We start from the raw sequence: 15,028 nt of genomic DNA, 5'->3' as shown, positions 1-15,028 counted from the left end.
TAGAACCGGGCTCTGCCCGGCTGCTTCACAGTAGCGGAATGTCTTTCTCATCAGTGGGGAAGCCAAATGCTTCCCGCTTCCGGCGGATATGCTCAGGCATCGTTGGGCGAGCAATGTTGCGCTCAGCCAGCCACTGCTGACACTTCTTCTGCCATGGAAGCAGGTCGGGAGTGGTGACCTCCCAATAGATATCCTCCACCATTTTCATTCTCGGGGGAGCATCCGATTGATTGTCTTCTGTCTGCGCGACAGTAGGGTCCGCTCCGTGTTCGAGTAGCCAGTACGCCGAATCAAATCCGCCGCGTCCCGTGTACCAGCTCAGAACAGTGTCATCTCCCATGCGAAGACTCGATTCGTTGATGGCCGCCCCGTTCTCAATCAGGATCTGGATGTTCTTCCACTGATTTCCACTAAGAAATGCCTGAAGTAGAAGGGTTTCGTTATTGATGTTTCGCGTGTTTGGATTGCCGCCATGTTTGAGCAGGAGCTCAAGATAGCGAGGGTCATCCATCTTGGCTGCGTAGACCATGGCGTTGTTGAAGTGGATCATCTCCCCATTCATGTGCTTGGATTCGCGCGCATTGGGATCAGCGCCCGCCTCAAGCAACGCCTGTAGCCCCTCAAGACTGCGAGCGCGTAGTGGCCACGCAAGTACTGGGATGCCATCGCGGCGGGCGAAGGTTTTGTCTGGATCAACGCCTTCCTCTTTTACCAAGCGTGTGATGGTGTCGGAATCGCCACTTTCAGAGGCCACTGCGAGCTGCAGTGCGCGTCCATCGAAGTAGTCGCCGGCCCCGTGTGCAGAGGAGGCGGCACAGCCGCTCGTAAGGAAAAGTGTGATCCATGCCGCACTTATGAGCGTTTTCGCCATCAAGTTGTGAAGACTGGAGCGCATGATCGTCCTGATGTGAAACCCCTGATGGGGTGACATTAGCAAACTGTTCTGTTATTCGATAAGCATCGCGGGTCAGGGGCCGCGTCCTTCACTGAGCAATGGAGCTTGCCATGAGCGGTCCGGATATCGAGGCGCGTGCCCGTGTCATCCAGGAACAGAACCAGCTGGTCCAGCAACTGCGAGACAGCGGCAATGACAAAGCGGCATATCGCCTTCAGGAAACCTATCACGCACGTGAAATGTCCGGGCTGGCCTCTGACGTGTATCTCTCGGCCAACAAACAAGGGAGTCCTCCTGATGGCTGGACACGTGCCAGCAGTGATCCGGCGGCATTGCGCGCTGCGGGCCTGAACATTTCTGATTCCGATCTCAAGGAGCTGTTGGAGCCCAGGGACTCGGGGTTCCGAGCAGAGATATATCTTCCAGACAAGGCAGTCTTCGGTGAGAGTGCGAAGCCGGTAATTGTTTACAAGGGCTCCACAGGGGAAATTGTCGACCCATCTGCCCCAGGAGGGCGACGCGAGTCCGGCGGAGAAGACTTTCTCAACAATGGTCAGCAAGGCATCGGTATGCGTAGCGATTACTACGATCGTGCCATGCGTCTTGCAACTGTTGTCAACAAAGCGGTCCCAGGAGGCTTCGAAATCGCCGGCCACTCCCTCGGCGGCGGCATGGCCTCCGCCGCCTCAGCCGTCACCGGTGCCCGCGCGACCACCTTCAACGCCGCGGGTCTACATCCGGACACACCCGCGCGTTTCGCCAAAGAAAATGGCCTGCCCACCTTCAATCCGCAGCAGACCGTACACACCTACCAGACTGCAGGGGAAGTGTTGAATGACGCCCAGAACGGCATGCAGCGCTTGAGTGAGGAGCAGCGTCGCGGCTACGGCGTGCTTGCCAACGAGGTGGGCATGTTGCTGAAGGAGCCTGCCATGCAGAAGCTGGTGGGCGACAAGCTGCGCGAGATGATGCCTCCAGGCGCGCAGACGACCGCGGCGCAGTTCGTGGAACGCCTGGCCACCACGTCCGGGCAGGAAGCGCTACGCAACTTCCCCGTCGCTGCAGGCCGCCAGGAATTGGTGCTGGAACCCAAGATGTGGGATGCCAAGCACGAAAACATCGTGAACCGCCCCAAGGTCGCCGCACCCAGTCAGGTAGCCGAGTTGGCCGGTCCGATTTCTGAGGTGGCGCACAGTATCGGCTATGGTGCGCGGGGCGGTCGGCTGGTCGGTGAGCAGTTGGCGCGCGCCGGTGCTGCCGGGGCCCACGTGCTGGACAGGGTAGGGGACGGCGCTGAGAAGGTTCTCAGAACCGAGGGCATGCTCATTGGTCAGGTGGTCGAAATGGGATCGACCACGATGCAGGTGAGCGTGCGGTCGACTTCAACCATGATGGCGCAGGGACGCGAACTGCTGGGTCGGATTGACGCCAGCATGCATCGGGTCGAGGCCGCTGCACAGTCCGCGCCGTATTCGGCGTTTTCCCGGGCGGCCGGCACGCTGGGCTTCGACGGTTTGGCTGATCGGTTGTCCAGCGCTGCTGAACGTGCGAGCGAGACGGGGGCACAGCGCGCCCAGCACGCCACGCGTCAAGCGCACTCCGATGCCGATGCGATTAGGGCCGGGGGTGAACGACGCGCCGCCAGTATCGACCACAACGGCCAATGGGCGGCCGGCAAGCTGCAGAACGGCTTTGCCACCGCAGGGGCCTATGCGGACCGCGGTTACGATTTCGCTGGGGCGCAGGTAAAAGGAATCACTTCGCATGCCCCTGCGGTGTTGGCTGCCCATGGTGCCGTTGCAGCAGGGGTGGTCACGGCTGCGAAAACTCACGTGCCTGTTGGTCCGCCGGCGGTGGCCGCAAGGAACGCGTCCAATCTGGAGCAGACCCGCGAGTTGTACGAGAGGCTCGGTGCTTCCTTTGGTGAAGCAACTGCGCGCCATGGCATGGCCGAAACCGTCATTCCTAGCCTCGACGCTGAGCTGGCCAAGCAGGAAGCCGCCGCCCGCCAGCTGGTCGAGCAGCACCAGCGCATCCAGCACCCCAACGACGGCCGCCAGGCCAGCCTGGTCAGCGAGCCGACCTCCCTGGTGGTCGGCATCAACGACCCCAGCCATCCGGACTTCAAGCTGTTCAAGGGCGCACAGGCCGGTGTCCATGCGCTGGACGTCGCGCATAACCTCACCCCGGACCTGCGCAGCGACCAGCTGGCCGGCGCGCTGGTCTGCAAGGCCAAGCAGGGCGGGCTGGAGTCGATTGAACACGTGGTGCTCAGCACCGACCGTACCCGGGTGTTCGCGGTCGATACCGAGGACACCACCTCGGTGCACCGCAAGCTGGCCCAGGTGGACATCGCCCAGGGTCGGGAGCAGCCGCTCAGCGTCAGCACCGAGCAGGTCGCCGAGGTCAACCGCCAGCAACTGGCCCAGGCGACACCCGACAAACAGCCGTCCCAGGACCTGGAGGCCGCCCAGCGCGACCAGGAACAGCAGGCCGCTGCCCGCCGCATGGGCTGACGGTCCCTGGCCCGCTCCCGCCTGAGCCACAGTGCCCGGGCGGGTTCCCCTTGTCCCGAGCATGGGGTACAGTCCCCGGGTGTCCATTCTGACGACCCCGCATACCCTTTCTTCCGCTCGCCGTGGTTGGCGATGGTGGCCTGTTGCCGTCGTCCGTCCCGCCACCACCGTTTCCCGGAAGGAAAGTCGTCTTGATCACGCTCGAGCAGTTCCAGCAGCAGGCCGCTGAAGGCCACACCCGCATCCCCGTTGTCCGTGAAGTGCTGTCCGACCTGGACACGCCGCTTTCGGTGTATCTGAAGCTCGCTGACGGCCCCCACACGTATCTGTTTGAATCCGTCGAAGGCGGCGAGCGCTTTGGGCGCTACTCCATCATCGGCCTGCCGGCGCGCCGGGTGTATGCCTTCCACGGCCATACGCTGACTGTGCGCGAGGCCGGGCAGGTGGTGGAAACCCGCGAAGTGGCCGATCCCTTCGCCGAAGTGGAAGCGCTGCGCAGCGCGCATTCGGTGCCCAAGCTGGCCGGCCTGCCGGGCTTCACCGGCGGCCTGGTGGGCTGGTTTGGTTTCGAGTGCATCGGCTACATCGAGCCGCGCCTGGCTCCGCCGCGCGGCCGTGATGAACTGGGCACCCCGGACATCCTGCTGCTGCATTCGGAAGACCTGGCAGTCTTCGACAATCTCAAGGGCCGCCTGTACCTGATCGTGCACGCCGACCCGCGCCAGCCCGGTGCCTTCGACGAGGCGCAGGCCCGACTGGACGCGCTGGTGGCGAAGCTGCGTGCCCCGGGTGCCGGGTATCCCGCCCCGATCACCCGCGACGTGCTGGACGAGAACGACTTCGTGTCCGGCTTCACCCGCGACGGCTTCATCGCCGCCGTGGACAAGTCCAAGGAATACATCCGCGCCGGTGACATCTTCCAGGTGGTGCTCAGCCAGCGCCTGAGCGTGCCGTTCAAGGCGCGCCCGGTGGACGTCTACCGGGCGCTGCGCGCGCTCAATCCGTCGCCGTACATGTATTTCCTCGACACCGGCGACGTGCAGGTGGTCGGCTCCTCGCCGGAAATCCTGGTGCGTCTGCAGGACGGCGAAGTCACCGTGCGCCCCATTGCCGGTACCCGTCCGCGCGGGGCCACGCTGGAAGAAGACAACGCACTGGAAGCCGAACTGCTGGCCGACCCCAAGGAGCGTGCCGAGCATCTGATGCTGATCGACCTCGGCCGCAACGATGCCGGCCGCGTCTCGCAGGCCGGCACGGTGGAAGTGGGCGAGCAGTTCGTGATCGAACGCTACAGCCACGTCATGCACATCGTCAGCGAGGTCACCGGCAAGCTGCAGCCGGGCCTGAGCTACGCCGACGTGCTGCGCGCCACCTTCCCGGCCGGCACGGTCAGCGGTGCGCCGAAGATCCGCGCGCTGGAAGTGATCCGCGAGCTGGAGCCGATCAAGCGCAACGTGTACGCCGGCAGCATCGGCTACATCGGCTGGCACGGCGACGCCGACACCGCAATCGCCATCCGCACCGCGGTGATCAAGGACGGTCGCCTGCATGTGCAGGCCGGTGCCGGCATCGTCTATGACTCGGACCCGGGCAAGGAATGGGACGAGACCATGAACAAGGGCCGCGCGCTGTTCCGCGCCGTGGCCCAGGCGGCCAAAGGCCTCTGATTTTTCGTGCCTGGCTCCGGCCATGGCGTCTCGCTGCACCACTTTGACAAGGAATACTGCATGAAGCTGCTGAACGCACTGCTGCTGTCGTCAACGCTGGCCGTGATGGCCGGGCCTGCATGGGCGCAGGCCAATGCCATTCCTTCGCAGCCGCACCTGCTGGTGAAAGGCACGGCCAGCCGCACGGTCATGCCAGACCGCTTCACCGTGAAGGTAGAGCTGGAGTCGATCGACATGCAGACCGACGTGGCGCGCCGGCGGGTGCAGGCCAACGCCGAGAGGGTTCTGCAACTGTTCGCTCAGCACGGGGCCATTGAGGGCAGCGTGCGTGCGGACAACCTGAGCATCGCACCGTCCACCCGCTACCGGGATGGCGACGAAGTGTTCAACGGTACGGCGGTCAGTCGTGATCTGAAGGCTGAGTTTGCCGACGCGCAGTCGCTGCAGGCGATGCTCGCCGAACTCAAGGCTACCCGCGAAGTACAGGTGCGGACTTCGGCCGCCACCTATTCCGGCGAGGGGCGTCTGCGCGCCGAGCTGAAGGCCCAGGCCGCTGCCCAGACACGTGAGTCCGCGAAAGGGCTCGCCGGTGCCTATGGGGCGAAGATCACCGGCTTGTACAGCATTTCCGACGTCGCTCCGAACTTTGCCTATGGCGTGCAGGCCGGTACCTGGGGAGCCGCCAGTTCTTCCGGCGACGGCTATGGCTACAGTGGCGACAACTCGTTGGATCGGGTCCAGGTCACCGGCTCGCGCGGCCGATCCGCCGCCGCTCCGGGTGAACTGCTCGCCGCAGCACCCATCACGTACACCGAAAACGTGTACGCCATTTTTCTAATCCAAGACGGACCCTGATCCATGTTGTGGATGATCGACAACTACGACAGCTTCACCTACAACCTCGTGCAATACCTGCAAACGCTGGGTGCCGAGGTCAAGGTGGTGCGCAACGACGCGATGAGCGTGGACGAGATTGCCGCGCAGCGCCCAGAGCGCATCGTGATCTCGCCCGGTCCGTGCACGCCCAATGAAGCGGGCGTTTCGCTGGAGCTGATCCAGCGGCTGGGCCCGACCACGCCGATCCTCGGTGTGTGCCTGGGTCACCAGAGTATCGGCCAGGTGTATGGCGGCGATGTGATTCGTGCCGGCAACATCATGCACGGCAAGACCTCGCCGATCCGACATGAGGGCAAGGGCGTGTTCGCCGGCCTGCCGGACCGCTACCAGGCCACCCGCTACCACTCGCTGGTGGTCGACAAGACCACGCTGCCGGCGTGCCTGGAAGTGACGGCCTGGACCGAGAACGACGATGGCTCCATTGAGGAAATCATGGGCCTGCGCCATCGCGAGCATCCGGTCGAGGGCGTGCAGTTCCATCCCGAATCGATCCTCACCGAGCATGGCCACGCCCTGCTGAAGAACTTCCTGCAGCGCTGAGCCGCGCCGCACCCGTACCGCAAAGGACCCCCGCATGACCTTCTCCCCCCAGGAAGCCCTGCAACGCACGATCGAGCACCGCGAGATCTTCTTCGATGAGATGATCGACCTGATGCGTCAGGTGATGCGCGGCGACGTCTCGCCGGTGATGACCGCCGCGATCCTGACCGGACTGCGGGTGAAGAAGGAAACCGTCGGCGAGATCGCCGGTGCGGCCACGGTGATGCGTGAACTGGCGCTGGCGGTGCCGGTGCAGGACAAAACCCACCTGGTGGACATCGTTGGCACCGGCGGTGACGGCTCGCACACGTTCAATATTTCCACCTGCGCGATGTTCGTGGTCGCTGCTGCCGGAGCCAAGGTGGCCAAGCACGGCAACCGCAGCGTGTCATCCAAGTCCGGCAGCGCCGATGCGGTGGAAGCGCTGGGCGCGGTGATCGAGCTGGGTCCGCAGCAGGTCGCCCGCGCGATTGAAGAGACCGGCATCGGCTTCATGTTCGCGCCGATGCATCACCCGGCGATGAAAGTGGTCGCACCGGTGCGCCGCGAAATGGGCGTGCGCACCATCTTCAACATCCTCGGTCCGCTGACCAACCCGGTCGGGGCCACCAACGTGCTGATGGGCGTGTTCCACCCCGACCTGGTCGGCATCCAGGCGCGTGTGCTGCGCGAGCTGGGGGCCGAGCGCGCGCTGGTGGTCTGGGGCCGCGACAACATGGATGAGATCTCGCTGGGGGCGGGCACCCTGGTGGGCGAGCTGCGCGACGGTAAGGTGCGCGAGTACGAGATCCACCCGGAAGACTTCGGCATCGCCATGTCCGCCAGCCGCAACCTGAAGGTGAGCGGGCCGGAGGAGTCCATCGCCATGCTGCGCGGGGTCCTCGACAACGAACCCGGCCCGGCGCTGGACATCGTCGCGCTCAACGCCGGCGCGGCGCTGTACGTGGCCGGCGTGGCCGACAGCATCGCCGACGGCCTGGCCCGCGCACGCGCGGCCATTGCCGACGGCAGCGCCCGCCAACGCATGCAGGACTACGTCGCCGCCACCCGCCGCCTGAACGACGCGGCCTGAGCCCGCCTTCACGCCCCACCCGCTGCTGGCCGATAATCGCCTGCTTGATTGCATGGCTGGCCTGAAGGACCCGAATTCCCCATGAGCGACATCCTCGACACCATCCTGGCCCGCAAGGTCGAAGAAGTGGCCGCGCGCCGTGCGCAGGTGCCGCTGGAGACCCTGCAGGCCCAGGTGGCCAGCGCCCCGCCGGTGCGCGGCTTTGCCCGCGCGCTGCAGGCGGCCATCGCCAACGGCGACCCGGCGGTGATTGCCGAAGTGAAGAAGGCCAGCCCGTCCAAGGGTGTGATCCGCCCGGACTTCCATCCGGCCGACATCGCGGTCAGCTATGAGTTCGGCGGTGCCAGCTGCCTGTCGGTGCTGACCGACGTGGATTTCTTCCAGGGCGCTGATGTCTACCTGCAGCAGGCGCGTGAGGCCTGCACGCTGCCGGTACTGCGCAAGGACTTCGTGATCGACCCGTACCAGGTCTACGAGGCACGCGTGCTGGGTGCGGATTGCATTCTGCTGATCGTGGCTGCGCTGGATGATCGCCAGCTGGCTGAGCTGTCCGACCTGGCGATGCAGCTGGGCATGGACGTGCTGGTGGAAGTGCACGATATCGATGAGCTGGAGCGCGCGCTGCAGGTGCCGGTGCCCCTGGTGGGCATCAACAACCGCAACCTGCGCACCTTCGAAGTCTCGCTGCAGACCACGCTGGAGATGCGCCAGGCGGTGCCGCGCGATCGTCTGCTGGTCACCGAGAGCGGCATCCTGGGTCCCGATGATGTGACCCTGATGCGCAATGCCGGCGTGCATGCATTCCTGGTGGGCGAGGCCTTCATGCGGGTGGAAGAACCCGGCGAGGGCCTGCGTCAGCTATTCTTCAACGCATGACTGCGACCTACCCGACTCCGCACGACGACGCCCCGCTGGTGGTCTTCGACTTCGACCACACCCTGTACGACGGCGATTCCGGCAGCCATCTGTTTGCTTCGCTGATCAAGCGCAATCCCCTGCGATTGCTGGCGGCGCTGCTGGTCACGCCGATTGCCGGGCCGCTGGTGGCGATGCTGCCCACCCGCCGCACCGGCATTTCCGTGTACGTGTGGATCGCCACCTTCGGGCTGCATCGGGCGCGCGAGTTCAACCGCGTCATCGATGCCTATGTGATCAAGCACGAGGCGCAGCTGCGCGCCAAGCTGCTGCCGCAGGCACTGGCGGTGTTTGCCGAACACCGTGCCAAGGGCGACCGCGTGGTGGTTGCCACCGGAGCCCCGCCGGAACTGGCGCGCGCCATCCTGGCCTTCGTCGCGCATCAGGGTGTGCCGGTAATCGGCAGTGAGGTGGGCCCGCGCCTGGGTGCGGTCGGCGCGACCCGGCACTGCCACAACGAAGAGAAGATGCGCATGCTGCGCGAGCGCGGCTATGGCGATATCGACGTCGCGTATTCCGACAGCACCGCCGACCTGCCGCTTCTGCTGGCGGCGAAGGATCCGGTGGTGGTGAACCCGAAGCACTCCAAGGTTGCCTATTTCCGCCAGGTGTTGAAGCCGGGCACGCGTATCCTCAACTGGGGCTGCCTGGATCGCGGCGGGGATGTTGCCTGATTACCCGGCCAGCCAGCCCTTCACGGCACTGCCCACCTGGAACAGGCTGATCCCCAGTACCAGCACGCCTACCGCGACCAGCACCCAGCGCTCCTTCACGCGCTTGACCAGTACCGCCGCCAGCGGCGCGGCCATCATGCCGCCGATCAGCAGGCCGGCCACGATGTTCAGGTACTGCAACCCCATCGACAGCAGGAACGTGATCGACACTGCCACGGTGACCACGAATTCCGCGGCGTTGACCGTGCCGATCGTGGTGCGGGCCTGCCCGCCACGGGCGAGCAGGGTCGAGGTCGCGACCGGACCCCAGCCGCCGCCGCCGCTGGCGTCGAGCAACCCGGCCACGAAGCCCAGCAGCGGCACGCGCTTGACCTCCTGGCGCGGCACCATCCGTCCGGCCGCACGCAGCAGGATGAACACCGCCAGCACCAGCAGGTAGGCATAGATGAAGGGGCGGATCGCATCGCCCGGTAGCTGGGTCAGCACATAGGCTCCCAGCACGCCGCCTACCGCGCCCGGCAGGGCCAGGCGCAGGAACAACCGCTTGTCGACGTTGCCGGCGACCAGATGAGAAACCCCCGAGGCTCCGGTGGTGAACACTTCCGCCGTGTGCACGCTGGCGCTGACCGCCGCCGGCGGCAGGCCCATGCTCAGCATCACCGACGAAGAGACCAGCCCGAACGCCATGCCCAGCGCGCCATCCACCAGCTGCGCGCCGAGGCCGATCAGGATGAACCAATAGAATTCGCTGCCTAGTTCCATGCCCCCAGCCTATCCGGTCCGGGTGAAGGCCGCGGTACGGCGTGACGACCCACGGTCGTCACCTACCGGGGGGAGTCGGGCGTCGGTAGCACCGCACCGTTGGTGCGGTGACGGCGCAACGCGCCGGGCGTTACCGCGTGCCGTACAGGACAACCGTCTTGCCGCGTGCATGCAGCAGGCCGTCGCTCTGAAGCTTCTTCAGCACACGGCCGGCCATTTCGCGTGAGCAGCCGACCAGGCGGGCCAGCTCCTGGCGCGAGACCCGGAGCTGGGTGCCCTGCGGGTGGCTCATGGCCTCCGGCTCCTTGGACAGGTCGTGCAGGGTGCGCACGATGCGGTCGGTGACATCCAGGAACGCCAGCCGGCTGGCCTTGCGGCTGGTGTCGAGCAGTCGCTTGGACACCTGCTGGCCCAGGGCATAGAGCAGGCGAGGGGCATCGGAGGAGAGCGGCCCGAGGAACAGCTGGTGCAGACGCTCGTAGCTGATTTCGGCGAGTTCGCAGGGGGTCCGGGTGCGCAGCACCACTTCGCGGCGGTCGGACTCGACGAACAGGCCCATCTCGCCCACGAACTCGCCCGCGCCGAAGTAACCCAGCACCAGCTCGCGGTCGTCTTCTTCCTCGGCCATTATCGAAACCGAGCCGCTGATCACGTAGTAGAGGGTGCCGGCGGGGTCCCCGGGCCGGAACACGTCGGTCCGGGCGGGGTAGCGCCGGCGGTGGCTGTGGGCCAGAAACCGGTCAATGGTGGCGATGTCCAGGGCCAATGGACTTGTAGCAAGGCGCACAGTTGACACGGTAAGGCGCTCCCTCTGCTCATGAAGAATTCACGGCTGTATCCCGCGAGCTTAACGATCAGCATTGTGAAGGGCAAACCCAGCACACGAACTTGCCTCGATGCAAGTTTCGCCCCCGGCCGGTTTGCCCCATAATTCCCCCTTTCCCACCACACACAGGATCGACCGCCGTGGTCAAGCCGTTGCCTCGCCTGAGGTTGCAGGGTTTCAACAACCTCACCAAGGCGCTGAGCTTCAACATCTATGACGTGTGTTACGCCCGCACCGAAGAGGAGCGCCAGCGTTACATTGAATACATCGATGAAGAGTACAACGCCGATAGGCTGACTCAAATCTTGACCGATGTCGCTGAGATCATCGGCGCCAACATCCTCAACGTCGCGCGCCAGGATTACGATCCGCAGGGCGCTTCGGTGACGATCCTGATCTCCGAAGAACCGGTGATCGACAAGAAGCTGGCCGGCAAGGAGCTGATCTCCGACGCCGTGGTCGCGCACATGGACAAGAGCCACATCACGGTCCATACCTACCCGGAGACCCATCCGCAGGAAGGTATTGCGACGTTCCGCGCGGACATCGACGTGGCCACCTGTGGCGTGATCTCGCCGCTGAAGGCGCTGAACTACCTGATCGAGAGTCTGGAATCGGACATCGTGATCATGGACTACCGCGTGCGCGGCTTCACCCGTGACGTGAAGGGCAAGAAGCACTTCATCGACCACAAGATCAACTCGATCCAGAACTTCCTGGCCAAGAACATCAAGTCGCGCTACGAGATGTTCGACGTCAACGTCTACCAGGAAAACATCTTCCACACGAAGATGCACCTGAAGGACTTCGACCTGGACCAGTACCTGTTCGAAGAGAAGGCCAAGAACCTGTCCTTCAAGGAACGCATGAAGATCGAAGCGCTGCTCAAGCGCGAGATCGAAGAGCTGTTCCACGGGCGCAATCTGTCCGAATAAGCGGACCGCGTGGACCCTCGGATTGCGCAGATTCGAGGTTTCACGGCCCCGTCCGTCAACGGCCTGGTGTGAAGACACCGGGCCGTTTTGTTTTCGTTAAGGCTGCGCGGTCCGGTTACATCCGGTACGCCACGCCCTTCATCACCTTCGAGGCCAGCGCCATCACCGCCGGGATCGGCGGCGGCAGGCGGCGTGCGCCGGCATGCTCGGCATGGTCCGCGTGGCGGGCCTCGTCGATCTTCATCACCTTGAGGATCTCGCGGCTGCGCAGGTCGGCCGGGGGCAGGGTGTCCAGGTGTTCGTCCAGATGGGCCTCCACCTGACGTTCGGTTTCGACCACGAAGCCCAGGTTCCAGCCGTCGCCACGCAGTCCTGCCAGGGTGCCGATGGTGTAGCTGCCGGCGTACCACAGTGGGTTGAACAGGCTGGGACGGCTGTCCAGCTCGCGCAGGCGCTGCGCGCACCAGGCCAGGTGATCGGTCTCTTCCTGCGCCGCTTCCAGCAGATGGGCGCGGGTTTCCGGCTCGCGGGCCACGGCGGCCTGGCCGAAGTACAGCCCCTGGGCACAGACCTCGCCCACATGGTTGATCCGCATCAGCCCGGCCGCGTGGCGACGTTCGCCGGTATCCAGTTCCACATCCGGAGTGGACTCAGCCGGGTAGGGGCGGTGCGCCGGCGGGTTGCCGAACACCGTGTCCAGCGCCCGCTGGGCTTCGGTCAGCAGGTGGTCCAGCGGGGTGATCTGACGGGTCGAGGTCATGCGCGGGTACAGCGGTGGCGGGGGTGCTCCGATTTTCGCCCGCGCCGTGGCCCCTGCCAACCGCCAGCCCTGCCGCCTTGCATGGCGGGCAGGGGGCCGGTACAATCCCGCCTCTTCACAACGCGTGGCAGAGTTCCGGCAGTTCCACCGCCGCAATGAGCCCGACCTACTTGAGTTCTTTCATGAGCACTTTCACTGCAAAGTCCGAGACCGTCCAGCGCGACTGGTATCTCGTTGACGCCTCCGGCAAGACGCTGGGTCGTCTGTCCTCCGAGCTGGCCCGCCGTCTGCGCGGCAAGCACAAGCCGGTCTACACCCCGCACGTCGACACCGGTGATTACCTGGTTGTCATCAATGCAGAAAAGATTGCCGTCACCGGCAACAAGCTGCAGGACAAGCTGTACCACCGCTTCACTGGCTACATCGGCAACCTGAAGACCGAAACCCTGGCCCAGGCGCTGGAGCGCCACCCGGAACGCGTCATCGAAATCGCCGTCAAGGGCATGCTGCCGAAGGGCCCGCTGGGCCGCGCCATGTACCGTAAGCTCAAGGTGTACTCGGGCTCCGAGCACCCGCACGCCGCTCAGCAGCCCCAGGTTCTGGATATCTAATCATGGCTATCACTCAAAACTACGGCACCGGCCGCCGCAAGTCCTCCACTGCCCGCGTGTTCCTGCGCAAGGGCGCTGGCAACATCACCGTCAACGGCCGTCCGCTGGACGAGTTCTTTGGTCGTGAAACCGCTCGCATGATCGTGCGTCAGCCGCTGGAGCTGACCAAGAACACCGAGAGCTTCGACATCACCGTGACCGCCGCTGGCGGTGGCACCACCGGCCAGGCCGGTGCGATCCGCCTGGGCATCGCCCGCGCGCTGGTCGAGTACGACGAAACCCTGAAGTCCGAGCTGCGCAAGGCTGGCTTCATGACCCGTGACGCCCGTGAAGTCGAGCGTAAGAAGGTCGGTCTGCACAAGGCCCGTCGCGCCACCCAGTTCTCCAAGCGTTAATCGCGCTGGAGTGGGCTCCCCGGAGCCCACCTGGGAAAAGCAAAAGCCCGGCTCACGCCGGGCTTTTGTCGTTTCTGGGGTTGCGCAACCAGATGCATGGCGTAGAGCCGGGCTCTGCCCGGCTGCGAAAGGCGAGCAAAGCGCAGCCGCCCATCTGGAGAGGAGCCCCCTTGATGTTCAAGGGGGCGCGCCGAAGGCGGGGGGTTAAGGTGGCGTGCGCGACCAAACAAAAAGAAAAGGCCAGATCTTCGATCTGGCCTTTTCTTTTTGTTTGGCTGCCCCGGATGGATTCGAACCACCGAATGCCTGAGTCAGAGTCAGGTGCCTTACCGCTTGGCGACGGGGCAATATGTGCGTGCAATTATTGCACTTTTTCCCAAGTAAACCAAGCAAGCTTGGTGGCTATGGGTGGACTCGAACCACCGACCCCAGCATTATGAGTGCTGTGCTCTAACCGGCTGAGCTACATAGCCTTGGGAGCCGGTAATTCTGGGGTGGTAAACGGGATCTGTCAACACTTTTCCATCACGCTTGTGAGTGGGGAGTCGGCATGGCACAGTCCCAACCAGTAGATTTTATTCAGGAGTCCGCATCGTGATCGATCCGGACGGCTATCGACCGAACGTCGGCATTGTGCTGATGCGGCAGGACGGGCAGGTGTTCTGGGCACGACGTGTGCGCCGGGATGGCTGGCAGTTCCCGCAAGGCGGCATGAATACCGATGAAACCCCGGTCGAGGCCATGTATCGCGAGTTGCAGGAAGAAACCGGCCTGTTGCCCGAGCACGTAGAAGTGCTTGGGGCGACACCGGGCTGGCTGCGCTATCGCCTGCCGGCACGGGCCATCCGTCGTAATGAGCGCCAGGTGTGCATCGGCCAGAAGCAGGTGTGGTTCCTGCTGCGCCTGGCCGGCGACGAGTCGCATGTGAAGCTGGACCATACCGACAGCCCGGAGTTCGACCAGTGGCGCTGGGTCGATTTCTGGTACCCGGTGGAGCACGTGGTGATGTTCAAGCGCGGGGTCTATGCCCGCGCGCTGCGCCACCTGGCTCCGCTGGCACGCGGGGTCGCCGGGGCGGGGGTGCAGAACATGCCCAAGTCGGCCCAGGAAGCCTGGATGCCGGGCAATGCCGCCGGGCATGACCGCCCGCGCAAGCGCGCACCTGCGCCCAAGCGCGGCGGAGGCTACTGGCCACGGAAGAAGACGGAACCGGGTGGTGGACAGGCTGGCTGAATCCTATCGAGAATGATTCAGTTTCGAAATTGACAACCATTCTCGTTTCGATTCAAATGCGCACAGGCCGATTCCGGCCTGTCAGCCGAGTCCGCCACGTGTACGTCTGCATCTGCAATGGGGTTACCGACCACCAGATCCGCGAAGCCGCCCAGAACGGTGTCGCGAACGTGGCCGAACTGACCATGCGGACCGGCTGCGGCGCGACCTGCGGCTCCTGCCTGGACATGGCCGCCGACCTGCTGGCCAAGGCCCGCAACACCCACGACCTGCCGCTGCCGGTCCTCGGTCTGGCCCAAGTGGCCTGACCCGGGCCGCCCGACCCACGGT

General features: G+C 64.6%; 16 protein-coding genes and 2 tRNA genes. 12 read left to right on the top strand and 6 right to left on the bottom strand.

The genetic code is table 11. The features are described 5' to 3' along the window. Positions 1–25: 25 nt before the first annotated feature. Complete coding sequence (locus tag QMX83_RS05060) at positions 26–895, bottom strand: ankyrin repeat domain-containing protein (protein WP_282295565.1); 870 nt, start codon at positions 893–895, stop codon at positions 26–28. Positions 896–1,005: 110 nt separating this feature from the next. On the opposite strand from QMX83_RS05060, the gene QMX83_RS05055 reads away from it, so the two are divergent. The 7 genes from QMX83_RS05055 to QMX83_RS05025 all read left to right on the top strand — a co-directional run bounded on the left by QMX83_RS05055 (position 1,006) and on the right by QMX83_RS05025 (position 9,176). Further along, on the top strand, positions 1,006–3,411 hold the full coding sequence (locus tag QMX83_RS05055) for an XVIPCD domain-containing protein (protein ID WP_282295564.1): 2,406 nt from the start codon (positions 1,006–1,008) through the stop codon (positions 3,409–3,411). Between the two features lie 191 nt (positions 3,412–3,602). Further along, on the top strand, positions 3,603–5,078 hold the full coding sequence (gene trpE, locus QMX83_RS05050) for an anthranilate synthase component I (protein ID WP_282295563.1): 1,476 nt from the start codon (positions 3,603–3,605) through the stop codon (positions 5,076–5,078). 60 nt (positions 5,079–5,138) lie between these two features. Further along, complete coding sequence (locus QMX83_RS05045) at positions 5,139–5,933, top strand: SIMPL domain-containing protein (protein ID WP_282295562.1); 795 nt, start codon at positions 5,139–5,141, stop codon at positions 5,931–5,933. A 3-nt stretch (positions 5,934–5,936) separates the two neighbouring features. Next, entirely contained in the window at positions 5,937–6,515 is a 579-nt protein-coding gene (locus tag QMX83_RS05040) for an aminodeoxychorismate/anthranilate synthase component II (protein ID WP_282295561.1), read from the top strand. Positions 6,516–6,549: 34 nt separating this feature from the next. Continuing rightward, positions 6,550–7,587, top strand: coding sequence for an anthranilate phosphoribosyltransferase (gene trpD, locus QMX83_RS05035; RefSeq protein WP_282295560.1), 1,038 nt, complete (start codon positions 6,550–6,552; stop codon positions 7,585–7,587). Positions 7,588–7,668: 81 nt separating this feature from the next. Continuing rightward, entirely contained in the window at positions 7,669–8,463 is a 795-nt protein-coding gene (gene trpC / locus QMX83_RS05030; RefSeq protein ID WP_282295559.1) for an indole-3-glycerol phosphate synthase TrpC, read from the top strand. Next, entirely contained in the window at positions 8,460–9,176 is a 717-nt protein-coding gene (locus QMX83_RS05025) for a haloacid dehalogenase-like hydrolase (RefSeq protein ID WP_282295558.1), read from the top strand. Before trpC ends, QMX83_RS05025 begins: the two co-directional genes overlap by 4 nt. On the opposite strand, the gene QMX83_RS05020 is transcribed toward QMX83_RS05025, so the two are convergent. Then, positions 9,177–9,938, bottom strand: a complete 762-nt coding sequence (locus QMX83_RS05020; protein WP_282295557.1) for a sulfite exporter TauE/SafE family protein — start codon at positions 9,936–9,938, stop codon at positions 9,177–9,179. It lies immediately after the preceding gene. Between the two features lie 130 nt (positions 9,939–10,068). Continuing rightward, positions 10,069–10,734 (bottom strand): cAMP-activated global transcriptional regulator CRP, encoded by a 666-nt coding sequence (crp, locus tag QMX83_RS05015; protein WP_125360303.1) that lies wholly within the window; start codon positions 10,732–10,734, stop codon positions 10,069–10,071. Between the two features lie 170 nt (positions 10,735–10,904). Here crp and speD point away from each other — a divergent pair, with 170 nt between their 5' ends. Beyond that, positions 10,905–11,699 carry an adenosylmethionine decarboxylase gene (gene speD, locus QMX83_RS05010; RefSeq protein ID WP_005411315.1) on the top strand — a complete coding sequence of 265 codons (795 nt, stop codon included), beginning with the start codon at positions 10,905–10,907 and terminating at the stop codon, positions 11,697–11,699. A gap of 115 nt (positions 11,700–11,814) precedes the next feature. Here the strand turns inward: speD and coq7 are convergent, their stop codons facing one another. Beyond that, positions 11,815–12,459, bottom strand: a complete 645-nt coding sequence (coq7, locus tag QMX83_RS05005; protein ID WP_282295556.1) for a 2-polyprenyl-3-methyl-6-methoxy-1,4-benzoquinone monooxygenase — start codon at positions 12,457–12,459, stop codon at positions 11,815–11,817. A 182-nt stretch (positions 12,460–12,641) separates the two neighbouring features. Between coq7 and rplM the strand changes: the two genes are divergently transcribed. After that, a complete protein-coding gene (rplM, locus tag QMX83_RS05000) occupies positions 12,642–13,070 on the top strand; it encodes a 50S ribosomal protein L13 (protein ID WP_282295555.1) in 429 nt (142 codons plus the stop codon). 2 nt (positions 13,071–13,072) lie between these two features. Beyond that, entirely contained in the window at positions 13,073–13,465 is a 393-nt protein-coding gene (gene rpsI, locus QMX83_RS04995; protein WP_125360306.1) for a 30S ribosomal protein S9, read from the top strand. Between the two features lie 272 nt (positions 13,466–13,737). Here rpsI and QMX83_RS04990 read toward each other — a convergent pair. Then, positions 13,738–13,812 (bottom strand) — tRNA-Gln (locus tag QMX83_RS04990). Between the two features lie 49 nt (positions 13,813–13,861). Then, a tRNA-Met gene (locus QMX83_RS04985) sits at positions 13,862–13,938 on the bottom strand. A gap of 121 nt (positions 13,939–14,059) precedes the next feature. On the opposite strand from QMX83_RS04985, the gene QMX83_RS04980 reads away from it, so the two are divergent. Both QMX83_RS04980 and QMX83_RS04975 read left to right on the top strand, forming a co-directional pair. Beyond that, entirely contained in the window at positions 14,060–14,698 is a 639-nt protein-coding gene (locus tag QMX83_RS04980) for an RNA pyrophosphohydrolase (protein ID WP_282295554.1), read from the top strand. A 98-nt stretch (positions 14,699–14,796) separates the two neighbouring features. After that, positions 14,797–15,006 (top strand): bacterioferritin-associated ferredoxin, encoded by a 210-nt coding sequence (locus QMX83_RS04975; protein ID WP_282295553.1) that lies wholly within the window; start codon positions 14,797–14,799, stop codon positions 15,004–15,006. The last annotated feature ends 22 nt before the right edge of the window (positions 15,007–15,028 follow it).

The organism is Stenotrophomonas sp. PS02289 (assembly GCF_029960115.1).
Taxonomy (GTDB): domain Bacteria; phylum Pseudomonadota; class Gammaproteobacteria; order Xanthomonadales; family Xanthomonadaceae; genus Stenotrophomonas.
Note: the sequence above shows the minus strand (reverse complement) of the source record. Positions and strands in the feature narration are given on the sequence as shown.